A 25,204-nucleotide genomic window follows, 5' to 3' on the forward strand; every position below is an offset into this window, starting at 1 on the left:
GGATATCCCTCACCACTAACACTCATAAAAATATAAATTAAATTATTCTTTAAATAAGGTTGACTAATCGTAAGAAAGGGGCTGGGACAAAAAGATTTTAGCCAATAAAAAAACCGAACTATATACAGAACGCTCATTTTGTGTTTTGTATTAATTCAGGTTTCATTATTGCTTTGTAAATTTTTCAAAAAAATTATCCGGCTTTGATATGTCCCAGCCTCTTCATTCATTTTATACGGTTAAATACATCGATTTTTAAAAATAGACCTCATTACATACAGCTAATAAACTTTTTTATAGCTTCTTCTCCCGCATGTACCCATTTATTTTTATTCCTAATGTAACCGTCTTTATCAAGAGGTTCTTGAAATTGGTTAATTCCCGTGGTACTCAATAAAGAATTTTTATCCATATCCAAACCAATATTTACAACATGCTTTATAACGTATGGTTTACTGAAAATAATGGATGAATCGTATTGGTCGAGCTCTCCTTCCAAAACTGAAAATGGAACTCTTAAGTAAATGGTTTCTCCTCCTTCTCTCCACAAAATGGAATCAAAACATCCCCGATCATAATCCCAATTTCCCCCCAATGTATATCCTAGTTCTTTAATTCGGTAATTAATATAGCCAAAAGTAGTCCTCTTTCCTTCAAGCTCCGTTTGTAACTCTAACAATATATTCCCTCCTGGCTTAAAATACTTATTACCATTCTTACCAAAAAAATATATACGTATTCAAACTAATCAAAACAATAAATAGGCCAAAAAAGCATAAACAAAATATTTTTATAGATTTCAATTATAAAAGTTTTTTCAAAAAATCCGCTTTCCTTTATACAGGAAAAACGGACAGATGCCATACGTTTTTAGTTAGTTATATGTTCTAATGTGCAAATTCTAGCAAGGGAATGATCTATAACTGCCTATATTCCTTCGACTCATTGTCACGAAGTCTATTCGCTACATGGCATGGGATATGAAGCGTGGATCAGCAAATTTATGCTACAAACGATACAAGGAAGACGTAGAACAAGTAGGAGGCGTAATTTATTGCCTGTCGCGATTGGTCTTGTGATTACAACCATTGTGGCAGTATTTTTAATATAACATTGTAAAAGCAGGAAACTCTTCTAGTAGTTTCTTGCTTTTTCTCTTCCATACAATTACGATGGTATAATTTAACTGTATAAATTAGAAAGGTAGGTAATTCAATGAAAGTATCCTATTGGTGTGGAGATAAAATACGTTTAAGAGCGCCTAAGTCTGAGGACATTCGTATGTTTGAAAATTTAGATGATGATATACTAAAAAATCTTGATTCCATCGCTTTTCCTCGGACAAATCAGCAAATTGAAGAATGGATCAATGAAATATCATCACAAGGGGCATCTACAGTGAGTGATGATTTTTACTGGATTGCGGAGGATGCTTCGAACAATGCCGTGGGGACCATTGAAGTTTCTGGATGTGATGCCAAGAACGGGACCTTTGATTATGCTATATCGATATTTCCTCCATATAGAGGAAAAGGATATGCAAAAGATATGATTTTAACCATTTTAAAGCATTATTTCTTAGAACTTCGCTATCAGAAAGCAACCATTTGTGTTTACTCCTTTAACGCATCTTCTATAGCTTTACATAAAAAACTACGATTTGTGGAGGAAGGCCGCTTAAGAAATATGATATATACAAATGGTACCTTTTACGACGAGGTCTATTTCGGAATGACCAAGGATGAGTTTACTAAAATACATGCTAATTAATAAGAGATGGCTTCTGTATATTGCAGCAGCCATCTCTTTCTCTCTTAACGCTCACTATAATATTTATGCAAATTTTCATGTAACATCTGCTGTAGTTGATGTTCGATAATACTTAAAACATAAGCTTCACACATTATTTGTTCAACCTTTATAGAAATTTGTTGAAGGTCAAAGCTCTTTGCTTCAGCGGACTTAATAACAATTGCTTTTGAGTTAGGTTTTATATCAATTATCCCCTTCTTTTGAAGCTCCTTGTAGCTTTTATGAACGGTATGAAGATTGAGATTTGTTTCAGCCGCTAAATTACGAATGGAAGGCAATGGGTCACCATTTTGCAAGTTCCCTTTTGCTATTTCAAAAAGAAGTTGCTGGGTTAACTTCACATCAATTTCGCCTTGCGTAATTGCGTCCGGACGCTGTATCTTCATTCAGTAGGTGTTTGGACACCCACTGAATGAAGATACAAAGGAATGTTACTCTTTAGATCTAATTTCACATTCAATTGTTTAAGTATCCTTTCATATTCTTTCCTTCAAAAAACATTTTATAATTACTGTAATTGTACATAAAGTTACAATTACCAAAATAATTAGGGCTGTCATCGATGGAGAAACATTGAAAGTAAGCAAGCTAAAATGGAGAAGCCCAATGACAATCAATATCGGTAATCCATAAAGCAAGCTTATTAAAACTGTAGGATTTGATTTTATTGCCTCCGATGGATTAGACCATTCAAGTAATGGATGCCTTCTATCATAAAGCGGAGACAATAAATTATAAGTCATGACTAATAGTAAAGTAATCAGTAAATGCAGTACTGTTATAAAACCAGCTCTAGCAAATAGCATATAAATAATATAGCTTATTACAACCGATATCATGCCGATACATGATGAAGTCATAACTTTTGCTAGATAAACCTTTTGTGAATCAAATGGCAGTGTCATGCTAGATGCATAGTATTTCCCCTCTCTTGAATAGGGAGTCCCACTAATATTGTTCATACAACTCATCAACAAAACCATATAGACAAATAGAAAAGATTCGTTGTCCAACATCCATTCAACCTTTAAAATAGTCGTCTGTCCGAGAATTAAATAAATGATTGTACAAATTGGCGTTAAAACCATCCCTAAAATAGCTTGCATTTTAAAATAAGGTTCAGACTGAATAATCCAATATTCACGCTGCAAATAATTGATCCAGCTGCTTTGAATATCTCTCCCCCAAACTTTAGTCGTTTTTTCTATTCTACTTACAAGCAAGCCATGTTCATAATACTTAGACGCTATTATTTTTATAGTTGCTTTAAACAATACATAACATAGTACGAATAATAAGATAAAACTTATTGCCGTATTAAATGACAAAAGCGTCTCCACCAATGACTGTTGCATTGCAAAACGATAACCTATTTCTAAAAAATCAGAAATTGAAGCACTTAAGGATGATATTGTTGAAACATCTAATTTCACTAAAACAGTGCTGATTGCATGATTATTTTTTATTAGAAAGTACAATATTGGGCTTATACCAATACCTACTATAAGCGTCATCCTAACCAGTAGATATACGGATGCATTAATAAACACACTGCGAAAATGATTCAAAATGGACAACACTAATAGAAGGATTAATACAATTAAAACGTTCATGACAAGTAAAAATACTATTGATTTTATAGCAACACCTAGACTAAACTCTTTCAGGAATATCGAAAATGTAGGTATTGATAAAATACTTACCGCCATTATCGGTAGAGTTACTCCACTTATAATTTTAGACATGACAACCTTTTTCGCTGAAATCGGTAAATGAGCAAATATAGCAAAATCACTTTGACTAAACACTACCGAAATGGCAAAATACGAAATCAATAAATATGTCACACCATTTGAAAGAAGAACATTGTAAAATAAATACTCCTCTGGGGTCGCTATGAAATAGATAATGAAGGTAAGTACAAAATACTGCATGGCTACATAAATAAATGCAATAATTAGGAGTGCTTGAATTACTGGCTGCTTTGGCTTTGCATAAAAGGATGTTAAAAAGAATTTGATTAATTGCATATTATCCTTCATTAGCTTGTTTCTCCATAAAAATAGTCTCTAAGCTCCCATCGACTAGCAATTTCTCAACACGCTCATGTAAGACGATCTTGCCATCTTTTAAAAACGAAATGGATTGACAAATTTTCTCAGCAACATCTAACAAATGAGTTGAAAAGAGCACGGTCCCCCCTTTTTCAACATACTCTTTCATACAATTTTTAAAAGCAACGACAGCAAGTGGATCTAATCCATTTAACGGCTCATCCATAATTAGGATAGGCGGACTAATTGTAAAAGCAGTAATCAACGCAATCTTATGAAGCATTCCATAAGAATACGTTCCCATAGGTTTATAAATACTTTTTTCCATACCAAAGATGCTAATAAAGCTTTGTAGTTTTTCATCATCAGTCTTTTCATATAGCTTCAAAACAAAATGTATCCAATCATATGCAGCTATATTTGGAAATACATGAATCGTATCGGGTATAAAATAAAATTGCTTTTTATATTCTAGCGATTGCGATTTCGAAACATTATTAATTATTATTTTTCCGCAATTTTGTTCTACTAATCCAGCAATACAATTTAATGTCGTTGTTTTACCTGCACCATTCCCACCAACAAACGCAAGTATTTCTCCCTTTTCTATTTTTAACTCTACTCCTTTTAAAACCTCCTGCTGGCCATACGACTTCTGTAAATCTTGTATCGATAACAAATTTTTTCACCTAATTTCATTTAAAATTTCTTTTTCGCAATGAAACTTTGCATAGTAATGATCATCAATACAACTAACAGCAGCGTTACTACAATATTGATGCCAACCCAAGATCCCACATCACCCGACATTAAAATATTTGTTGCATACATACTATTACTAGCAGGATTCACAACATCTATTAATGGATGTAGGCCAGCGATAAAACGACAAATAAATAGGCTAACAATACTTATTAGTGCAATAAATGCAGGACTATTAAAAAATGTACTCATCATTGCGACAAACGTTATGATGAATAATAGCCAAACACAATAAAATGCTAAAGCCCACATAGCTTGCGTCATAGGAACCGAAGTAAATAAATACGCTGAATAGCCATAGGACACTGCATAGCCAAGAGCTATACATATAACCGCCAATATATAATGGATGATGATTTTACTATTTAAATAAGAAGATATCGATACTGGCCTTGTTAAGATAAATGCCATCATGCCATTCGCTTTTTCTCCTTGAATAATGCTCATAGTGGCAACGACCAAAATAATAATGCCTAGCTGATCAAACTGTGAATTTAATGTTGAGGCTAGTACCTCCTGTCCCACAGGCTTTGCCATCGTAGGATCAATTATTATACCCTCAATACCACCCGCTGATTGTAAAATAACAGGTAAATAATACATCATAATCGGCTGAGTTAGCCCTAGTAAAATAAATACGATTGGGAGCCAAAATATTTTATATTCCCTTGCCATTTGCTGTACTTCTTTTTTGCTTAATGCAATAAAAGCTCTCATTTTATTACACCACCAATTCCAAAAATATTTCTTCTAGATTGTCTTGAATACCTACTTCAAATTTAGTAAACATCACTTTTGAATCTAATCCATGTTGTATTAGTCGATTAGCATCTGTTTGCAAATTTTCAACGTGTATTTTGAAGCCATCTCCACAGTTTTCGATTTTCTTCACATATGGTAAATGTTCAATCATTGGTAACCACTGAAAATCTGCCTTTCTGATCACTAAAAAGATAGCTGATTCTTGATGGCGTTTTAGCAGCTCTGACTTTGTAGCATCTTCTATTTTGCAACCATTTTTAATCATCACAAAGCGCTCACAAATTTCCTCTGCATCGCTCAATATGTGCGTTGATATTAAAACTGTCGTTTCTTGTTTGATCTCTTTTAATAGATTTAACACTTCTCTTCTACCTATTGGATCTAGCGCTGATACCGGTTCATCCATAATCATTAAAGCTGGCTTATGCAATAATGCTTGTGCGATGCCAAGGCGTTGCTTCATACCACCAGAAAATGTCCCGACATGACTATGTGCTTCCTTCCCTAAGCCGACCTTTTCTAAAAGCAATGGGATTTCTTTCTTCAATTCATTCTTTGCTACGCCAGAAAGTGTCCCCATAAAGGACAATGTTTCAAATGCTGTCATCCATGAAAAAAAATTAGGATACTGAGGTAAGTAACCAATATGATTTCTCATAGATGAAATCTTTTGACCATCAAGAAGAATTTCTCCTTTGTCTGCATTCAGAATATCGGCAATGATTTGAATTAACGTGGATTTCCCCGCTCCATTTGGTCCAATTAACCCGACACATTCATTAACATCAATGACCATTGAAAAATCATTTACGGCTGTTTTTTGTTTAAACTTTTTCGTAATATTTTTAATTTCTAAGCGCACGTTTATTTACATCCTTTCTACCAATAATGAAGTATAGAACAGAACCAATTGAATTACAGAACAAAATAATAATGGTCCACATTAGTATGTTTTCTCTCGTATCGCGGTGCCGGTATAAGTCGAATAAAGCAACAATGATTAGAACAAATCCTACGAATATAAATGGCAAAATGATTGGAAGTATACTTGCCCAATCTATTTGCTGCAAATCATCAAAACCATAGTGTAATTTCATTTCTAAAACCCCCATTCATTATCATTATCAATAATGATAACAGAAGATGTAAAAAATTTCATTACCTTTTTACTGTACATCCTTTTAAAAAACCTATAGTATATTTTTTGGTAATGTTCTCATATTGATAACATTTGATTGCTTCCCTTGATTCCATATGATAGGAGGATCGTTTTATGCGGAATAAAGCAGAGGTATTAATGCACCCTGTGAGAATGAAAATTTTACAAGCTCTCATGCACGAGAAAGAAGATGGCTTAAGCACTTTGGAGATGATTTCTATCATAAAGGATGTACCTCAAGCTACTTTGTATCGGCACATTCAAATTTTAGTGGATGAAAACATCATAAAAATTGTGAAAGAGCGAAAAGTACGTTCTGTTACAGAAAAATTTTATGCAGTAAATGAAGGAGCAGAAAAACTTAATGAGGATGATTGGGCACAACTAACAATCAAACAAAAATTAAATTATGTTTCCTACTATCAATTAACTTTACTATCTCAATATCAAAATTATTTACATTCACTTGATGAAGAAGAAAGTCTTGCAGATTGTGCAACTTTTTCATTTATTGATTTAACGTTAACGAATGATCAATTCAATAAATTTGAAAATGAATTAAATGGTTTAATTAATAGATACTATAATATGGCCGACTCAAATAAAGAGACTGATACTGAGACAAAAACAATAGCAATAAATATTATTCCAAAACCTTAAGTAGTATTTTACATAAAGAAATGGAGAAGATTTATGAAAAAAAGTAAGTCAGTTGAAAACACAAGAAAATTTATCATGATTATAATTGGCGCCATCATCGCGGCATATGGACTAGAAGCGGTATTAATTCCGAATGATGTCATTGACGGTGGCGTGACGGGGCTTAGTATTATGGGCGCAACCCTCTTTGGTATTCCATTAGGCGTACTGCTCTTTGTATTAAACATTCCGTTTATTTGGATTGGCTACAAACAAGTAGGTAAAACATTTGCATTGATGAGTACTGCTGGGATTGCCGCTCTATCTATTTCCACAGTGCTTATGCATGATGTTAAAACAATTTTAGGTCCGAATGATCCACTATTAATTGTTTTATCTGGTGGTATGTTACTTGGTGTTGGGATTGGGATTGTCTTACGTAACGGTGGCGCTTTGGATGGCTCTGAAATTTTAGCCGTGTTACTTTCACGTAAGGTTCCGTTTTCAGTCGGGGATATTATATTATTTATTAATGCCTTTATTTTCTTAGGGGCAAGCTTTATTTTTGGCTTAGAGAGCGCACTATACTCAGCTTTAACATACTTTATTGCGAAAAACGTTATCGATATTATCCAAGATGGTTTAGAAAAATCAAAAGATGTTCGTGTTGTCAGTGCAAGATCAGAGGAAATTGGTGATGCGATTCAAGCTCGTTTAGGTCGTGGTGTTACATATACTAAAGGGCGAGGCGGTTTCTCCAATGAACCAACTGATATATTAAACTGTGTTATTAACCGTATGGAAGAAAATAAACTTGTATCGATTATTAAAGATATTGATGAAGGTGCCTTCATAGTTATTTCTGATGTTTCAGAGGTACGTGGTGGGAACTTCAAAAAACGTGATATTCACTAAAGTCTACTCACTATCCAAATAAAAAAACACACATTGCTAAATGATTTTAGTAATGTGCGTTTTTATTTTGGCGAATGCTTTTGTTTATTTTCTAGTCTTTCTTTTAAATCATTAAAGTCTTCGATTACATCTTCCATTGATAATTTTTTAGCTAATGCAATCCCCTTTTGAATAGATTTAGATGCTTCTTCAAATTTATTTGCTTTGATTTGGGCATCTGCAAGGCAATACCAATAAAACCAGGCATCCATATTTGAAATTTTTTCTTTATAAAACTTTTCGATGATTGGATAGTAATTAGAATATAATTCTTCGTTATAGACCAACTTTTCACCATTCCATTTTAATACATCCACTAAATAACTATCACCAATATACATTTGCCAAACTGCTAGACCAACTTTTTGTACTCCATTTACAAAGTCCATTTTGTGATAAGGAATTTCAGCAATCTTTTTGAATGAGTTATTAATCCATTGAAACACTTCCAGATTGCTTCCCATTGCCGCCCCAATCGTCACACCAAATAAATATTCTTTTGTGCCATCACCAGTAATATCTACCAAACTAGAAAAATCCAAATCGACTCCTTGCATTTTAGTTTCCCAAATCTTTCGCCAATCTGTATTGTGTTTTTTTAGCACTATAGATCCAAACTGAAAAGGGTAACCCTTTGCTTTAATGTTATAAGTGAATATTATTTCTTTCTGTCCATCTTGGTCTAAGTCATAAAATTGAATTGGCCGTGTGGAGAAAGGATTTTTAGGGCTTATAAGTGACGCATTCGATGGCATAAACCTACTAACTAAGTCTTCTTCATGGTTCTCCTTAGCGTGAACAAATATTGAAGTAAAACAAACTGTAAAAAGTAGCAATAAAGTAAATACTATCATTTTCTTCATCAAAATGTCCCCTTTTACAGCCAAATATAATATATAGTATTGACGTAATTAGAAAAGAAATTCTTCAATAAACTTGCAAGATGACGAAATACAATCAATTGCGTTAAAATATTTTCTAAAGACGATTGATGTATACGTATCTGTCTTTAAAGGGTTCACTATCCATCACTTTGACGATTCTATCCATCATTTTGATGGTTCTATCCGTCACTTTGACGATTCTATCCGTCATTTTGACGATTCTATCCATCATTTTGATGGTTCCATCCGTCACTTTGACGGTTCTATCCGTCACTTTGGCGGTTCTATCCGTCACTTTGGCGGTTCCATCCGTCACTTTGACGATTCTATCCGTCACTTTGACGGTTCTATCCGTCACTTTGACGATTCTATCCATCATTTTGATGGTTCTATCCATCATTACTATCATCATGATATAAAAAAGGAGACATAAATGGACTTATTTATCGCAAGTAATCGTCAATTACCTATCCGTTATTACGTTAATGAAGCGATTTGGATTCGTCGCGGTTGCTTAAGTTTACATCAATTAACGCTGCCCTTTTTTGTAGAAGTAGAAATGAAAGACCCACATCATTTATTGAAAATTACAGAATATGTTCAAGAGGTCCAAAAACAATATAGCTATACAGAAATTCAAATTATTATTAAGGACAAAAATATTTTTATGCACTTACAAAAGATACTCCCTCACACTAAAGCCAATCATATTCTCACTATTGAGCAACTAATTCACCCATGAAGAAAGGTAGCATTGTACTATTAGATGCTACCTTTCTATTTTTTATAAAGCTGTAATAGGCAGTTCGATGTTAACCTGCAACATACCATCCGTATACTTCGCGTCGATTTTGCCACCATGTAGTTCTACAATGCTCTTTGCAATAGCAAGTCCAAGTCCTGAGCCTTCCGCTACACTTGTTCTTGATTGATCTTTTTTATAAAATCTCTCAAATAAGCTCGTTAGCTCTTCAGATGTAAATTCATCACTTTCATTAGCAACACAGATTTGAACATTACTTTCTTTTCTTTTAAGAGAAACAAAAATCTCACCGTCACCTGTACTATATTTAATAGCATTCATTAATAAATTATCAAAGACCCTAACAATTTTCTCAGAATCCACTGAAGCAAAAATCCGCTCCTCTGAGAAATTTTTAATAAATGTACGATGGTTTTCCTCCGCTTGCGGAATCAACTCCTCAATTAATTGATCGAGAAGCTCATTCATACATACCTCCTGTTGCCCAAGGACAATGCTGTCATTCGTTAGCTTCGTATATTCAAATAAATCTTCAATCAGGTTCTTTAACTGTTCGGATTTTGAGAAAGCAATCTTTAAATACTCATCATATTGCTCCTTTGTGTCATACCTTTCATCTCTTAACAATCGTAAATAACCCATAATCGAAGTAAGTGGTGTTCGTAGGTCATGCGAAACATTCGTAATTAATTCATTTTTTTGTTTTTCAATCTTCCGTTCCATCTCTATATTCGTCATAATAGCTTCGGTCATTTGATTGACATTCTCTGTTAATAAAGCGATTTCATCTATCCCTTTTTTCTCAATGCGATAGGTTAAATCTCCTTTTGCGATTTCCATTACCCCCTTAGCAAGCGCCTCGATTTGTTTCATTTTTCTTTTCGTTATATAGAAGAATGAGAAAGCAAATACAACAATTCCAATAAATAAAGGGATAAAACCCTCTGTCGACTTTGCAATAACCGTCCCCTCGGGAATTCCACTAACGAACAAATAAAAGTTTTTATTATCTAAAGTTAATGGATAAAAGGCAATAAATTCTTGCCGCGATTGTTCGATTGCCGGTATCTCATAATTATAGAGTGGGTGATTTATCGCAAAATCCATTACATTTCGAATTTTATTATGTAAATCAATTTGTTCCTCTTCCACTTGTTTCGTCTTATACAATACCTTACCGCTCTCATCGGTAACTAACACTTTCAACGCACCTTGATATTGTGCTAATTTGTCATTTTCTGATTCAATCATTTTCTGTAAGGATTCTATACTATTATCATTGACAGCTAATTCTGCAACTTGCTGCGCTTGAAAATTTATCTGCTGCATCCCTTGACTATAATCAACTGTAGCTGTTTCATTGATATTTAAAACAAACGGGAGCGTGACCCGTGCGGCAAGTAGTCCTAAAAATGCACAAACAATAAAAGTCGTTAATAGTTGGACTCTAATACTTGCTCGTACTTTCGTAATAGCCTTTACAATAAGTATTTTTAGTTTACTTAGTAAGTATTTGAATAGCTTAATGATCTTTCTCAATTTTATAACCTACTCCCCATACTGTTTTAATATATTGAGGATTTCTTGGATTTGTCTCAATTCTTTCTCGTATTTTTCGTATATGTACCATTACCGTATTTTCAGACTGTATAGCCTCTTCCTTCCAAACCTTTTCATAAATTTGCTCAGCGCTCATGACTATGCCTTGATTTCTTGCAAGTAATTCAAGAATAGAAAACTCCCTTGGCGTAAGCTTTACCTTTTCATTGTTGACGATTACTTCATGTGTGTCGGTATTAATTCGCAGATCACCAATCTCTATCTCACTTTCATTCATACTATCTAGTCGATTCATTTTGATATATCTACGAAGTTGAGATTTTATGCGCGCAATTAGCTCTAAAGGGTTAAAGGGCTTTGTTACATAATCATCTGCCCCTATGGATAATCCCACGATTTTATCCATATCTTGAGACTTTGCTGACAGGATAATAATAGGCATCTCGGCTATTTCCCTTACCTTCATACACATTTCGATGCCATCCACGTTCGGCATCATAATATCTAGAACAATTAAATGTACTTTATGTTTCTTTAAAAGATTTAAGCCCTCCTCTCCATCACTTGCTTCTAGAATATCGTAGCCTTCATTTTTTAAATAAATAGCAATAAGATTTCTAATCTCTTTTTCATCATCAACTATCAGTATTGTTTCTTTCGTCATCTAATCCCACCAAATTTCAAAGTATTTTAAATTATCAGATGCCTATTAATCAGACCTAGCATCATAACACGAGGTTGATTTTCGTTCCAACTTGGCGCTTTCCTAGGGCGTTCAGTCTTCGTTCCAATCAACCTATTTCATGAAAATATTCCCACTCATAATTACAGTTCCTAATTTTAACTATTTTTTTATTTTTCGTATATAAAAATAATAAAATCACTCTGATACCGACTTTAATTTTCGTGTATAAAAATAATAAAAACATACTGCAATACTAACGAAAGCACCAAAGTAAATACCGTATTTCGTCGCTATCATGGAAATATTTTCAATGTGTTTTCCAAAGAACAAACCAAGTGTAAAGTAAATCAGTGTCCAAACAAAACCTGCTGAGTAGTAATACAAAGCGTATTTTTTAAATGACACGTTATTCATACCTACTAAATATGGAAGTATATGTCTCACGATTGGTATAAAATAGCTTATCACTAAAGCAAAATGACCGTACCTATCTAATAATTTTTTTGACTGTAATAAATATTTAGCCTTGTTCTTTTTCACCAATTTATCCAGTATTTTATGACCAAACACCTTTCCAAGAATAAACCCTAAGGAAAGTCCTGAAACTGCGCCAAGATAAGTTAGTACAAAAGCTTTCAACACACTCATTTTTCCTAACGATGATAAAAATCCACCACTCATCACAATCATCTCATCCGGAAGGGGCATACCAACGATTCCTAGCCATAAGCTGAAAAATAAAGCAAAATAACCGTATTGCTCAATATATGATAGAAGATCTTGTAATCCCATTAGCTAGCCCTCACATTTCCAAGTTTGCAGCTGAGTACATAGGCAGGTGGAAGGTTAATCCATACTTTTTCATGTGAAATGTCTTCAAAATAATTTTGGATAAATGATTTTCTAACAAGTGAATATTGGAATGTGATAAATTCTCCATCTTCTAAGCACTCCTTTACATTATGTAAAATACGTGATGAAATGGCAGGATTCAATGATGTAAAAGGTAATCCAGATACGACATAATCAATTTTTTTAATATTTAATGCTGACATATAATCGCATAAATCCTCTGCTGAACCATGTATTACGATTATACTCGGCTCATGTTCAAATTGTTCACGAAGCTTTTCACAAAAAACTTTATTATTTTCAATAAGAATTAACTTTGTTGACTGCTCTTTTCTTTTCACTAATTCTTTCGTAAATGAACCCGTACCCGGACCTAGTTCAACAATATACCGGGCATTTTCAAAAGAAATTTGGTCGACCATTTTTTTTGCTAATTTTTTAGAACTAGGTGAAATTGCACCTATCGTTTTTGGATGTTTTATAAATTCAGTAAGGAACGTTAACATACACTTTCTCCCCGATCAAAGTATTATTTGAATACTTTTAATATAAAGAGCATTTCTTAAAGATTTCCGAGGAGATTTCTTAAATTTTTCTTAAGAGACCAGAAAAGATTGTTAGGTCATTGGTTCTAATAATTATTTCCTTTACAAAATTGTCATACAATTGCTTCCAGTAGAATAGAAACCTATATAAGGAATAAATGATACGGAAAAATAAGTGGGGTGTGAAAGGATGCTTAAACTAAATAATGCAAAAGAATTGGTACTCGGAATCGTGCAACAAGACCCATTGTTTGTCGTAATACAAAATACACCTTCAGAAGAAATACTTTATAATGACGGCTATTTAGCGCATATTGAGGAAACAAATTATTATTCTACTTCAGAAGTCGCTAGCTGGTTTGAAATAACGGATGCGATGCTTCGCTATTATATTAAACCGTTCGAACAGTATATTTTTGATAATGCTACGAATAGCCCAAATACCAATATTCGTTTGAACCTTCCTGCCATCTTAAGACTTCGCATGATTTTACTGCTAAAAGATGAACACCGCGTTAAGGGCTTAAAGCTTTTACTAGGAATTGATGACAATGGTCAACACATCAAACACCAAATAACTGCAACAACTATGGGTACTGATGATTTAGCGAACAAGGTTGATGTTCTTGGAAATGTTCTTCAGCAAATGATACAAACTGGGCTTTTTAACATTCTTCCCGACGAAGAACATGGCACCCTACAAGTGACGATCAATCAAGACTTTCTCGCACAAAAAATTCAATTAGTATCCTCTGAATCGGATCTTCAAGTAGAAGAAATTCAAAAAGAAACAGCTGAGCTTAAGCTAGAAAACGAAAATTTACAAAAACAAATTTCAGAACTCCAAGAGCATAGTGTGAAGGATATTGTGCAAAAAATTCGTGAGCGTCATATTGAAAATGAAATTGTGTCGACATTACGGACAGAAGCACTACAGCAATATTCTATAGAGAATAATGCAGGCTATTTTAGAAAACTTTTTCGTTCCTCTCAAATTGAGATGGAAAAAGAGCAATTTGTGTTGGGTTATATTTCGAAGCACCTAGAAGAACGTTTAGAAGTAGCACTGAATAATTATTATGGCGAATAAATATCTTCAAGCTGTTGGTACATGTAAAATTGTCCTCACTTGGCGGAGAACATGATGGAGTCTTTTTAAAGAAACCATTCATGTTCTTTTTTTATATCGCACAGCCATTTAGCTCACACTGTTTAGTGTTGCATTGTATAGTAATTTATTTTTTAAAAATTAGTTTTATAATCATTATAAAGAACAGTCGAAGGGGTGAAATGTATGGCAATGATTGAGGTCAATAATCTAACAAAAAAGTTTGGAGATTTTTATAGTGTACAGAATGTGGACTTACAAATCGAAAAAGGTGAAGTGTTCGGATTTTTAGGACCCAATGGTGCAGGTAAATCTACAACAATTCGGCACTTAATGGGCTTCTTACAGCCGACACAAGGTCAGTGTTTTATTAAAGGGTTAGATTGTCGCCAATCTACAGCCGAAATTCAAAAATTCGTAGGCTATTTACCTGGAGAAATTGCATTTATCGATAAAATGACTGGACATCAATTCATCAAGTTCATTGCCCAAATGCGAGGGTTAAATGATTTAACAAGAGCTCATGAACTCATGCAATACTTTGAATTAAATGCTACTGGGCTTATTAAGAAAATGTCAAAGGGTATGAAGCAAAAAGTAGGTCTCATCTGCGCATTTATGCATAACCCAGAGATAGTTATTCTAGATGAACCGACAAGTGGATTAGATCCTCTTATACAAACAAAGTTTATCGATTTTATTTTAGCTGAAAAAGGAAAAGGAACGACCATATTCATGTCCTCTCATATGATTGAAGAAATTGAAAAAACTTGTGACCGTGTAGCAATCCTTAATGCCGGCAAGATTGTTGCAACGGAAGCAATCGCTGACTTAAAAAAGCGAAAATCTAAAAAGTATTTAATTGAATTTCAAAGCGAGCAAGAACTATCTCGTTTTTTAGGCGCGCAACATACTATAGAACAAATTGGACCAACACAAGCAATTATAAAAGTTCAGGGTAATGTCCAAACATTACTGCATACATTAACAGACTATAAAATTAATGACCTCGATATCATTTCACAATCTCTTGAAGATATATTCATGCATTACTACGAAAGTGGAGGAAAAGAGTCATGAACTTTACTTTGCTAAAACATGAGATGCTAGCTACTATTAAACTTTTTACTATTATACTCGCTGTATTAATGCTCTATATCATTAGTATTGTCTATATGTATAACCCTGAAATGAGCAATACTCTTAATAAGCTTACCGAAACAATGCCAGAATTGATGTCAGCATTTGGTATGAGTAACATAGGCAATTCATTAATTGAATTTCTATCTACTTATTTGTATGGCTTTTTATTACTTATTTTGCCGTTAGTCTTTATTATTATGTTGGCAAATAAACTAATGATGGGCTATATCGATAACGGTTCCATGGCATACTTAATTGCAACACCGAATACACGTTTTAAAATTGTCTTCACGCAAGCATTTTTTTTGATTGCCAGTATCTTTATATTGCTCACGGTAACAACTTTAATAGCCATCTTATTTTCAGGGATTCTATTTCCAAATGAACTGGATTTAAGTGCTTTTTTGACATTAAATATCGGTCTTTTTTTCTTACACTTTGCCATTAGTGGCTACTGCTTTTTAGTATCCTGCAGTAGCAAAGATTTAAGAACCTCTTATGCATATAGTACAGGGATTCCTATTCTATTTTATTTAATTCAAGCGCTTAGTAATATGGGTGGTTCTTTAGAAAAGCTTAAGTACTTCACCATTTACTCATTGTTTGCACCTGAAAAATTAATGACTCAAAATAGCTCGTCCATTTGGATGCTAGGAGCATTGTTTGTAATCGGGCTGCTATGCTATATGCTAGCTATTCGTGTTTTTGTTAAACGTGATTTACATTTGTAAAGCTAAACGTCAGAATCTGCTTGCTTTCTTGTAGCAAGCAGATTCTTAAACTTAGGAATATAAAAATTCATTTCTGCAAAGATGCCAAATTACCAATGAAGCGCAATAACCTAAAATGAATCATGGCTAACTCCTCCACATTTAAATTCTCATCTCCACTGCGTAACCACTCTTGAATAACACCTAAAATCGCGGAAGTTAAAAAAGCCTCAAAATATTGTAGAAACTCTGGGTCAAGCCCTTCTTCTCGAATCACAGAGATTTTATCCAAAATATGATTACTAAAAACTTTCTTCATTCTCCTGCTAAAGGCGGGGCTCCCCTGCTCCCCTAAAATAATTCGAAAAGCTCTTGCATGCTCTTTAATAAATTGAAATACTGTAATAAATGGCTGATATAGTTGGCCTATTTTTATCGAGTGAAAAGCATCTAGCGGTTGAACGTTTTTTACATAGCTCTCTAGTTCATTTAATAATTCCTGCTGCAAATCCTCCATCACTTCAAATTTATCTTTATAATGTAGATAAAAAGTTCCTCGATTAATGTTTGCAGTAATAGCTAGGTTTTTTACTGTTACTCGCTCAAAACCTACTTTCTCTATTTGTACAAGTAATGCAAGTTTTATAGCTCGTTTCGTTTCAAAATTCATGATATCGTGAATAGACATTTAGAACCCCCATTGTATTATCACTTTAATCCGTTAGTATTTAGCCATGTTGTTAGATGATTACCTCAATAATTACAACAAGTTCAAAAAGTAGTAGTCATTACAGCATTTACCTTATTTATCGGGTCTTTTTTATTAATTTCCAACAATCTAATTTAGTAAAATAGTTATTTTTTAAAATTTTTAGTCGGTATACATTCTTATTTGTTAAAAACTGCAATATTCCTCATCGAATTTGATGATTATAGCTACTATGTACAACGAATTTGTTTGGACTAGGCAATCTGATTTCATCTAGCTCGAAAATGTTGAAATCCAAAATCACTTAACACTTTTTAGTTATTTGTTTATTGTAATTCCCAATTCACTACCTTAAAATTTCAAGTATCAACACTGTGTTCAGTAAAGGAGAGATGGATATATGGGAAACAATGCAATTTCATTAAACTCCATAGAAAAAAAGTTTCACCAAAAACAAGTAATTGCCCCGCTTTCCTTAGAAATTCCTAAGGGACAGCTTATTGGCTTACTTGGCCCTTCAGGCTGTGGGAAAACGACGTTAATTAAAATGATTATGGGAATGATCAAGCCCGATAATGGTCATATTCAAGTGTTAAATCATACCGTCCCCCATAAGCAACTACTGACAGATATCGGTTATATGGCACAATCTGATGCACTGTATTTGGATTTAACCGGTGAAGAGAATCTCCATTTTTTTGCTAAGCTTTATCGATTATCCAAAAAAGAACGTGCGGAGCGTGTCAATTATGCTGCAGGCCTTGTTCATTTAAAGGATGATTTAAATAGTAAAGTGTTGAATTATTCTGGGGGAATGAAACGGAGATTATCCCTTGCCATTGCCCTTATCCAAAATCCTCAGTTGTTGATTTTAGATGAGCCAACTGTTGGGATTGATCCCGTATTGAAAAAAGAAATTTGGCAGGAGTTAATTCGTCTAAAAAAAGATGAGCATAAAACAATTTTAGTAACGACACATGCAATGGATGAAGCAGAGCGCTGTGACCAGCTAGCTATGCTACGTAATGGTCATATTATCGCGAATGGTACACCTCATGAATTGAAAGCTCATTATCAGGCAAAGGATTTTGATGAAGTGTTTTTAAAGGCTGGAGGTGAAGCACTATGAGAATCGGCGCAATTGTTACTAGAATTATGCAGCAAATGATACGTGATAAACGTACACTTGGCTTATTATTTTTTGCCCCTCTTCTTGTGCTTTCGTTAATGTATTTTGTTTTTAATAGTAACGAACCTGACATGACACTAGTCGTATCAAATGGTCCTGCATCAATAATCGAAAAGCTTGAAGATTCGGATTTTCGCGTTATCCCAAAAAATGATTTTTCTATTGCCAGTCTAAAAGATGAAAAATATGATGGCTGGTTAGCTTTTCAGCAAACTCAATTGAAGCTCACTATATTAAATGATGATCCTTCAACAGCTAAGGCTTTAAAGATGAAGCTTTCTCAGGTTTTACAGCCTGAACAATCTGCCATGATGAAGTTGACGACTGAATATGTATATGGCGATGATAATACCGCTATTTTTGATATTTTTAGCCCGATGCTAACAGGCTTCTTCGTGTTCTTTTTCGTCTTTTTAATTACTGGTATAGCGTTGTTAAAAGAACGAACTTCAGGGACTTTGGAACGCTTACTAGCGACACCGATTAAACGTTCTGAAATTGTTGCTGGTTATATGATTGGTTATGGATTGTTTGCTTTTATTCAAACGACTATTATTGTGCTATTCGGGGTTTATGTCCTTGATATTGTACACGTCGGCTCCATTTGGCTTGTGCTACTAATCAATATGGTTGTTGCACTAGTTTCATTATCATTAGGAGCTCTGTTATCAAGTTTTGCCGCTTCAGAGTTTCAAATGATGCAATTTATCCCGCTTGTCATTGTGCCGCAAATTTTCTTTTCAGGTATTTTCCCACTGGATAATATGGTGGAGTGGCTACAAAATATAGGTCGAATTATGCCACTATACTATGCCGCTGACGCGTTGAATGGGGTTATGTATAAAGGATATACCTTTAGTGAAATTCTAGCCGACTTAGCGATACTTGCTTGCTTCGCTCTTGTATTTATTACATTAAATATTGTAAGTCTCAAAAAATATCGATCATTATAATTGAAATGGTTCTGCTCAAAAATTGGGCAGAACCATTTCAATTATAAACTAGGATCATCACCCCACGCATGAAGATACAACACAAATATTCAAAAATAGGAAATTACACCAAAATTCCATTAGTAAAAGAACAAATATTCATCTATACTAATTTTACAGATAATGTCTTGAATTTCGTAAGTACGAACATATAGATACGAAAATGACTTACAATAAAAAGCCTAAAAATAAAGGTGTGTAAAGATGAATCCGATTATGGAAATACAGAACATTTCTAAACAGTATAGAGGTAAAAAAATCTTAGAAAATGCTACATTTTCTATTTACGCTAATCAAATTATAGCTATAGTAGGAAAGAATGGAGCAGGTAAGAGTACCCTTCTAAAAATTATTGCAAAATTAGTTGACGCTGACAGTGGTTCTATTGTGAAACATCGACAATCATTAAAAATTGGCTATGTGCCAGAAGTGACCCCTTCACATATTTTGTTTACGCCTGAAGAATATCTTTATCATATGGGCCGTATTCGAGGTATGACCACTAAACAACTTCAGCAAAAAATAAATGAGTTACTTGAATTATTTCATTTACAGGAAGCTCGGAACATTCGGATTGTTAACTTTTCTAAAGGTATGAAGCAAAAGGTTATGATTATGCAGGCAATGCTTGAAGACACAGATCTGCTAATCTTAGATGAGCCACTATCAGGACTTGATCCTAAAGCTCAAAGTGATTTAGAAGAAACCCTTTCGATATTAAAGGCTAAGGGGTTAAGTATCGTTTTAACATGTCACGAACCAAAATTACTTCAACATCTTGTTGATACCGTTCTTATTATTCAAAATAACAAAGTCAATCAAACTGATTCATTACATAAGAGTCATACATTGAAAAATAAATTAATTTTTGAGATTTCAAGCGTGAATTTATTGGATGACATGCTACCTATTCTTGAAATACAGCAACAACATCTTTTAGACAACGGTTGTTATGAGGTTATCACCATTATTAAGGCAGAGGAAACAGACAGAGTATTATTAGAGCTACTACACAAAAAAACCTCAATTAAACAATTAATCCCGATCAATGAAAAGGAGGAACAATTCTATACCCATTTTTAATGAGGAAGAATAGACGCCCATATGACTAGTTTATTACGTTATCAATTTATTAATTATTTAAGAACTTATCATTACGTTCCACCTTTTTCAATTTTCATATTATACCTTGTTGTTAATTATACTTTTGTACCAAATCCAATATTAGATAGTTATTCGTTTACAGCTATCATTCTATTTTTTCTAATGGGATGGTTTACAATTACACTATTTCACGCGGAAGATGAAGGACAAAAGGTAATTACAACACTTCATGCCAAAAGCCGAACACACTATAATTTAGGAATTTTTATAATTTGTGTACTCATTGGTTTTTTCTTAAGCTTTGTATCAGTAGTCTACCCTACTCTTATTGGCGCCTTTGGAGAAAAACCAAGGTTTATACATCAATTACTAGGATTCCTCTCACATTTTAGTTTAGCTGTACTAGCGATTGCACTTTCAGCTCTATTTACGAGAGAACTCGTTAAAAATAAACAAAATACTTGGTGGGGTGTACTTGGCATCTTAATTGTTTCTGTCGTGATTGCTACTTTAAAAGAAACAATTCTTCAGATCAAAGGGCTCATTTGGTTACTTCCCCCTGTCCGCCTTTCATTGGAAATGATGGGCTCAGAAGACTCCATTAAATCAATTCCTAGCAGTTTTTATTGGCAATTTATTTGGATCTTCGCCTATTCGGCCTTCGTCATCATGTTGTTCTTCCTCCTTTCGAATCGAAAAAGGAGATAAATATCTAAAGAAGGAGAGTTCTTATGGTTAATAATACTAGGGTGCTAATTGTAGAAGATGAAAGCGATATTGCAAATATCATAAAGGACTATTTAAGCGTCAATCATTTTGATCCTCATATCGCTGGAACTGGTCATGAGGCAATCCATTATATGAAAGAAAACTCTCCTGACTTTATCATTCTTGACCTTTCTCTCCCTGATTGCGATGGAATTAAATTATGTCGCCAAATTCGTGAAAATAGCAATGTTGCTATACTAATTTTAAGTGCCCGCAGCAGTGACACTGATAAAGTTCTTGGTTTAGGATTCGGTGCGGATGATTATATGACAAAGCCTTTTTCTTTAAGTGAGCTTGTGGCTAGAATAAACGCCCATTTGCGGAAACAGGATAGATGGCTACAGGACACTGCGAGCCAGATGGATATAATTCGAATCGATCATATGGAAATCAATAAAAATGAGTATACTTTTTCCTGTGATAAAAAGCATGTTCCTCTATCTGCAAAAGAATTTGAGCTACTATTTTTTCTAATGAAAAATCGTAATCAGGTTTTCTCCAAAAATCAGTTACTCGATGCCGTTTGGGGCTATGACGCATATGGTGATGAAAATACGATAACCGTTTACATTAGACGTATACGCGAAAAAGTTGAAAACGACCCATCTTGTCCTGTCTATATTCAAACAGTTTGGGGCGTTGGCTATAAATTTACTACTCAAAACTATTCGTAGGAGAGCGCAATGTATTTAAAAAATTGGATGAAGAGATGGTTATGGGCGATACTACTCTGTGTTTTAGTGTTGTTTATTTGTTTCCTAACACTATTTTTTACAAATTTAAATCGTAATGAGAAGCCAGAAAATGAATACGTTATTAATCAAATTCGTTTAGCAGTAAATGAACTATTATTGTACATAGAAGACCATTATACAAATCTTGAACAGAATCCAAATTTACGCAGTTCCCTCCAAGAAATGAGTAATAGTGAAGGAATAGATATTACAGTTGTTCAATTAGATGGGAAAGTTATTTTTAATTCAATCGAGGGAGACCCTTCACAGTTTATCAACTTAGAAGAGGATTTACATTATGATTTATTTACGTCTCAGCAACAACCGGGGATTATTAAAATTGCCTTTCCTATAATTAGTCAGACGAATGAACAACTAGGGAACGCTATTTTCACCATTGATAAAGATGTACTCTTACCCGTAGAACAGTCTAGTCTTAGCAATTTTATGATTTTATTCATAAGTGTTCTATTATGTTTTTTAATCATGGGACTTGCCTTGTACATTGTACGGAAGTCTAAAAAGGAGCTCCTTCTTCCTTTAAATCGTTTGAAAAAAAATTCTGAAGAAATTATCAAAGGTAATTATGAACAGAATATTGAATATTCGCGGGCAGATGAAATCGGTGAATTATATGCAGTGTTTGATCAAATGCGCTTGGAAATACAAAATCTTACGATACAACGAGATGAACAAGAACAAAACCAAAAAAAGCTTATATCTAGTATTTCGCATGAAGTAAGAACACCTCTAACAACATTAAAAGCTTATTTAGATGCTATTTCTGAGGGAATTTGTCCTAACATGGATTCGCTTATGTCGTATATTCAAATTATGCAGACAAATACAGAAAAAATGTCTCGGTTAATTGATGATTTATTTATTCACACCTTGAAGGAGCTTGGGCATATTCCGGTTAACTTAAAAGAGCAATATAGTAAAGATGTTTTTACGAATATTTTGCACCCCATTCACCATTATGCCCAAACGACTGGCATTCATTTTATTGAGCCAAAGTCTATCCCTAATGTACTGATTAGAGTCGATGAGCATCGACTAGAGCAGGTACTTTCAAACCTTATGACGAATGCACTAAAACATACTACTAAAGGTGATTCAATAACCGTTTCTATAAATATTGAAAGCCAATTACTTTACATTAATGTCATAGATACTGGTAATGGAATGCTTCCAGAAGATATGCCTTTTATTTTTGAACGCTATTTTAGAGGTATTCAGGCTACAGGTGAGACTGCTGCAAAAAATGAAGGGGCAGGACTCGGATTATCTATTTGCAAGCATATTATGGAAGCACATAATGGTTCAATTTCTTTTAAAAGTAAGCAAAATGTAGGAACAACATTTACGTTAACACTTCCTATTATTTAAATTTCGCAAGAAGAAAGAGAGTAAAACTTTAATCAGTAAGGGTTTTCTTAAGCCCCTACTGATTATTTGTCTCCATCAATCGGTATTCTATGGCGGTTAATGCCGGATAAAAAAGTACCTATTGCCCTTTATTATTACGATCATCTGATTTGTTTTGATGATATGTTATAACTAAAGAAATGGTTAGTAAGCTTCCAAAAAATGAATCTATGATGCGTACAACCATTACTCCATAGCTGCTAATTGGTACCCTATCGATCATGCACCAAAGACAAACATATAGTAGCGATAAAATAAATATTAATGCCCAAAAATAGAGTTTCTTTTTAGAGCCAATGTTCGAAGTATCTTCATTCTTATTTAATGATGCTTTGTAATACATATAAACGATAATTAGTGAAATCCCCAAAAGTGTACTACCATGTTGTAAAAATTTATAAATGGGTATTTGATAGCCATACAGATTGAAGGTATAGGTCAGAGTTGGGAAATTCCTTACCATAAATCCATTTGTATGTGTAAAAGAATCCCATACTACATGAGTTAACATTCCAAATAATGCTGAGTAACAAAAAATGACTGTCTTCCATTTTTTTCTTCCTGCCACTTTGTAGCTAGATGTATCCTGCAGAAAGTTAGGTAAATGGTGGATTACATTCAAACGTATCATTCGATGATACATAAAGTAAATCATTACTACTAATGGGAGATTGAATAGAAAAAAACCTGTGTAAGTATGCCCTATCTCTCCTATAGGTTGACCTCGTAAAAAATATTCAAAGTCAGGCGCCATACTACCTAAAACCATTGCGGAAAAATTAATATATTTACTTTTTCTGGTGAAAGGTAATACTGCCGCCGGATGAGCAAATGTTAATGGCATAGTATTCCCCCTTCTATTTAACTTCTTTCAGCGGGTGTCAAGGTATCGGAAAGGAGTTCTTTGTGCATGCACAAAGCCGATTCCAGACGCAATTATGCCTAGGCATAAATTGATCAATATATTTATTACAACGTTTTTCATTTCTAAAAGTTACTTAGAAATGTAAAGATCAGCTGATCCCTCAACAAATTTTTACGCTGTAATAATTTATTAATAATTTAATAAGGACCTTATAATAATTCCCCCTTACACTAAAGGAAATAAATTTGAAGGAGGTATTCTCGTGGATAAAGAAGTACTTATTCGTGCCCAAAATCTATGTAAGACATATTCCACAGGGAGTGAGCAATTTCATGCAATAAAAAATATTAATATCGAAATTTATAAAGGCGATTTCACTGTCATTATGGGGAACTCCGGTTCGGGTAAATCTACACTGCTTTATCTTTTAAGCGGTCTTGATTCCATTACAGCTGGTGAAGTTTATTTTCATGGAGAAAGGCTGGATACATATACAGAACAGCAGTTAGCTACATTTCGCTCTAAAAAAATTGGTTATGTTTATCAAAGTAGTAATCTCGTTCCGGATATGACATTGCTAGAAAACATCACTCTCCCAGGATACATTGCAAAATACCCTAAAAAAGATGTGATAAAAAAAGCGGAGATGCTATTAAATAAAATGGGACTTGAGGAACAACGGAATCGTTTACCTTCGCAAACCTCTGGTGGACAGCAACAAAGGGCAGCTATTGCTAGAGCATTAGTAAATGACCCAGAGATTCTGTTTGCAGATGAACCAACGGGTAGTTTAAATTACGATCAAGGTATAGCTGTCCTAGATATTTTAACGAATTTAAACAAAAAAGGTCAGTCTGTAGTAATGATTACGCACGATTTAAAAGCCGCCTGTCGTGCTAATCGACTTATTATCATTCAGGATGGAAAAATTGGAGGTATTTTAAACTTCGATCAATACGATAATGCTAGCATACAAGAGCGTGAGCATATTATCTTCTCGTATGTTGCGGGAAAGGAGTAAAA

The 25,204-nt window shown here is 33.9% G+C and carries 29 protein-coding genes; 15 read left to right on the forward strand and 14 right to left on the reverse strand.

Annotation, left to right across the window (positions count from 1 at the left end; genetic code table 11):
• Positions 1-271: 271 nt before the first annotated feature.
• On the reverse strand, positions 272-679 hold the full coding sequence (locus ABNX05_RS09615) for a YugN family protein (RefSeq protein ID WP_349659520.1): 408 nt from the start codon (positions 677-679) through the stop codon (positions 272-274).
• Between the two features lie 536 nt (positions 680-1,215).
• Between ABNX05_RS09615 and ABNX05_RS09620 the strand changes: the two genes are divergently transcribed.
• Positions 1,216-1,770 carry a GNAT family N-acetyltransferase gene (locus tag ABNX05_RS09620; protein WP_349659521.1) on the forward strand — a complete coding sequence of 185 codons (555 nt, stop codon included), beginning with the start codon at positions 1,216-1,218 and terminating at the stop codon, positions 1,768-1,770.
• A gap of 44 nt (positions 1,771-1,814) precedes the next feature.
• On the opposite strand, the gene ABNX05_RS09625 is transcribed toward ABNX05_RS09620, so the two are convergent.
• The 6 genes from ABNX05_RS09625 to ABNX05_RS09650 form a co-directional block, all read right to left on the reverse strand.
• The gene (locus ABNX05_RS09625) at positions 1,815-2,198 is read right to left on the reverse strand and encodes a GntR family transcriptional regulator (protein ID WP_349659522.1); all 384 of its coding nucleotides are present in this window, start codon (positions 2,196-2,198) and stop codon (positions 1,815-1,817) included.
• Positions 2,199-2,288: 90 nt separating this feature from the next.
• On the reverse strand, positions 2,289-3,854 hold the full coding sequence (locus tag ABNX05_RS09630) for a hypothetical protein (RefSeq protein ID WP_349659523.1): 1,566 nt from the start codon (positions 3,852-3,854) through the stop codon (positions 2,289-2,291).
• A complete protein-coding gene (locus ABNX05_RS09635) occupies positions 3,844-4,545 on the reverse strand; it encodes an ABC transporter ATP-binding protein (RefSeq protein ID WP_349659524.1) in 702 nt (233 codons plus the stop codon). The genes ABNX05_RS09630 and ABNX05_RS09635 overlap by 11 nt, the downstream gene beginning before the upstream one ends.
• Before the next feature lie 20 nt (positions 4,546-4,565).
• A complete protein-coding gene (locus ABNX05_RS09640; protein WP_349659525.1) occupies positions 4,566-5,345 on the reverse strand; it encodes an ABC transporter permease in 780 nt (259 codons plus the stop codon).
• A gap of 4 nt (positions 5,346-5,349) precedes the next feature.
• On the reverse strand, positions 5,350-6,252 hold the full coding sequence (locus tag ABNX05_RS09645; RefSeq protein WP_349659526.1) for an ABC transporter ATP-binding protein: 903 nt from the start codon (positions 6,250-6,252) through the stop codon (positions 5,350-5,352).
• Positions 6,236-6,487 (reverse strand): PLD nuclease N-terminal domain-containing protein, encoded by a 252-nt coding sequence (locus ABNX05_RS09650; protein ID WP_349659527.1) that lies wholly within the window; start codon positions 6,485-6,487, stop codon positions 6,236-6,238. The genes ABNX05_RS09645 and ABNX05_RS09650 overlap by 17 nt, the downstream gene beginning before the upstream one ends.
• Before the next feature lie 176 nt (positions 6,488-6,663).
• Between ABNX05_RS09650 and ABNX05_RS09655 the strand changes: the two genes are divergently transcribed.
• Positions 6,664-7,209: a helix-turn-helix domain-containing protein gene (locus tag ABNX05_RS09655; protein WP_349659528.1), complete on the forward strand. Its 546-nt coding sequence runs from the start codon at positions 6,664-6,666 to the stop codon at positions 7,207-7,209.
• A gap of 33 nt (positions 7,210-7,242) precedes the next feature.
• A complete protein-coding gene (locus ABNX05_RS09660) occupies positions 7,243-8,103 on the forward strand; it encodes a YitT family protein (RefSeq protein WP_349659529.1) in 861 nt (286 codons plus the stop codon).
• Positions 8,104-8,165: 62 nt separating this feature from the next.
• Here the strand turns inward: ABNX05_RS09660 and ABNX05_RS09665 are convergent, their stop codons facing one another.
• Positions 8,166-9,005, reverse strand: a complete 840-nt coding sequence (locus ABNX05_RS09665) for a hypothetical protein (RefSeq protein WP_349659530.1) — start codon at positions 9,003-9,005, stop codon at positions 8,166-8,168.
• Positions 9,006-9,078: 73 nt separating this feature from the next.
• Here ABNX05_RS09665 and ABNX05_RS09670 point away from each other — a divergent pair, with 73 nt between their 5' ends.
• Positions 9,079-9,459, forward strand: a complete 381-nt coding sequence (locus tag ABNX05_RS09670) for a hypothetical protein (RefSeq protein ID WP_349659531.1) — start codon at positions 9,079-9,081, stop codon at positions 9,457-9,459.
• Positions 9,460-9,768, forward strand: coding sequence for a hypothetical protein (locus tag ABNX05_RS09675; RefSeq protein ID WP_349659532.1), 309 nt, complete (start codon positions 9,460-9,462; stop codon positions 9,766-9,768).
• A 42-nt stretch (positions 9,769-9,810) separates the two neighbouring features.
• Here the strand turns inward: ABNX05_RS09675 and ABNX05_RS09680 are convergent, their stop codons facing one another.
• From ABNX05_RS09680 to ABNX05_RS09695, 4 genes are all read right to left on the reverse strand, one after another.
• A complete protein-coding gene (locus ABNX05_RS09680) occupies positions 9,811-11,328 on the reverse strand; it encodes a sensor histidine kinase (RefSeq protein WP_349659533.1) in 1,518 nt (505 codons plus the stop codon).
• Entirely contained in the window at positions 11,312-12,013 is a 702-nt protein-coding gene (locus ABNX05_RS09685) for a response regulator transcription factor (protein ID WP_349659534.1), read from the reverse strand. The genes ABNX05_RS09680 and ABNX05_RS09685 overlap by 17 nt, the downstream gene beginning before the upstream one ends.
• Positions 12,014-12,229: 216 nt before the next feature.
• Positions 12,230-12,826, reverse strand: coding sequence for a DedA family protein (locus tag ABNX05_RS09690; protein WP_349659535.1), 597 nt, complete (start codon positions 12,824-12,826; stop codon positions 12,230-12,232).
• Entirely contained in the window at positions 12,826-13,392 is a 567-nt protein-coding gene (locus ABNX05_RS09695) for a class I SAM-dependent methyltransferase (RefSeq protein WP_349659536.1), read from the reverse strand. Before ABNX05_RS09695 ends, ABNX05_RS09690 begins: the two co-directional genes overlap by 1 nt.
• A gap of 229 nt (positions 13,393-13,621) precedes the next feature.
• On the opposite strand from ABNX05_RS09695, the gene ABNX05_RS09700 reads away from it, so the two are divergent.
• The 3 genes from ABNX05_RS09700 (at position 13,622) to ABNX05_RS09710 (ending at position 16,413) form a co-directional block, all read left to right on the forward strand.
• Positions 13,622-14,521 carry a hypothetical protein gene (locus tag ABNX05_RS09700; protein WP_349659537.1) on the forward strand — a complete coding sequence of 300 codons (900 nt, stop codon included), beginning with the start codon at positions 13,622-13,624 and terminating at the stop codon, positions 14,519-14,521.
• Positions 14,522-14,731: 210 nt separating this feature from the next.
• Positions 14,732-15,619, forward strand: a complete 888-nt coding sequence (locus ABNX05_RS09705; RefSeq protein WP_349659716.1) for an ABC transporter ATP-binding protein — start codon at positions 14,732-14,734, stop codon at positions 15,617-15,619.
• A complete protein-coding gene (locus ABNX05_RS09710; protein WP_349659538.1) occupies positions 15,616-16,413 on the forward strand; it encodes an ABC transporter permease subunit in 798 nt (265 codons plus the stop codon). Before ABNX05_RS09705 ends, ABNX05_RS09710 begins: the two co-directional genes overlap by 4 nt.
• A gap of 67 nt (positions 16,414-16,480) precedes the next feature.
• On the opposite strand, the gene ABNX05_RS09715 is transcribed toward ABNX05_RS09710, so the two are convergent.
• Positions 16,481-17,080 (reverse strand): TetR/AcrR family transcriptional regulator, encoded by a 600-nt coding sequence (locus tag ABNX05_RS09715; RefSeq protein ID WP_349659539.1) that lies wholly within the window; start codon positions 17,078-17,080, stop codon positions 16,481-16,483.
• A 421-nt stretch (positions 17,081-17,501) separates the two neighbouring features.
• On the opposite strand from ABNX05_RS09715, the gene ABNX05_RS09720 reads away from it, so the two are divergent.
• From ABNX05_RS09720 to ABNX05_RS09745, 6 genes are all read left to right on the forward strand, one after another.
• Positions 17,502-18,230 carry an ABC transporter ATP-binding protein gene (locus tag ABNX05_RS09720; protein WP_349659540.1) on the forward strand — a complete coding sequence of 243 codons (729 nt, stop codon included), beginning with the start codon at positions 17,502-17,504 and terminating at the stop codon, positions 18,228-18,230.
• Complete coding sequence (locus tag ABNX05_RS09725; protein ID WP_349659541.1) at positions 18,227-19,243, forward strand: ABC transporter permease; 1,017 nt, start codon at positions 18,227-18,229, stop codon at positions 19,241-19,243. The genes ABNX05_RS09720 and ABNX05_RS09725 overlap by 4 nt, the downstream gene beginning before the upstream one ends.
• Positions 19,244-19,486: 243 nt before the next feature.
• Entirely contained in the window at positions 19,487-20,365 is an 879-nt protein-coding gene (locus ABNX05_RS09730; protein WP_349659542.1) for an ABC transporter ATP-binding protein, read from the forward strand.
• Positions 20,366-20,386: 21 nt separating this feature from the next.
• Entirely contained in the window at positions 20,387-21,094 is a 708-nt protein-coding gene (locus tag ABNX05_RS09735; protein ID WP_349659543.1) for an ABC transporter permease, read from the forward strand.
• A 23-nt stretch (positions 21,095-21,117) separates the two neighbouring features.
• Positions 21,118-21,828, forward strand: coding sequence for a response regulator transcription factor (locus ABNX05_RS09740; RefSeq protein WP_349659544.1), 711 nt, complete (start codon positions 21,118-21,120; stop codon positions 21,826-21,828).
• 9 nt (positions 21,829-21,837) lie between these two features.
• Entirely contained in the window at positions 21,838-23,277 is a 1,440-nt protein-coding gene (locus ABNX05_RS09745) for a sensor histidine kinase (RefSeq protein WP_349659545.1), read from the forward strand.
• 118 nt (positions 23,278-23,395) lie between these two features.
• Here the strand turns inward: ABNX05_RS09745 and ABNX05_RS09750 are convergent, their stop codons facing one another.
• Positions 23,396-24,160: a DUF4184 family protein gene (locus ABNX05_RS09750; RefSeq protein WP_349659546.1), complete on the reverse strand. Its 765-nt coding sequence runs from the start codon at positions 24,158-24,160 to the stop codon at positions 23,396-23,398.
• Positions 24,161-24,443: 283 nt separating this feature from the next.
• On the opposite strand from ABNX05_RS09750, the gene ABNX05_RS09755 reads away from it, so the two are divergent.
• Positions 24,444-25,202, forward strand: coding sequence for an ABC transporter ATP-binding protein (locus ABNX05_RS09755; RefSeq protein ID WP_349659547.1), 759 nt, complete (start codon positions 24,444-24,446; stop codon positions 25,200-25,202).
• Positions 25,203-25,204 lie beyond the last annotated feature (2 nt).

The organism is Lysinibacillus zambalensis (assembly GCF_040183165.1).
Lineage (GTDB): Bacteria > Bacillota > Bacilli > Bacillales_A > Planococcaceae > Lysinibacillus > Lysinibacillus zambalensis.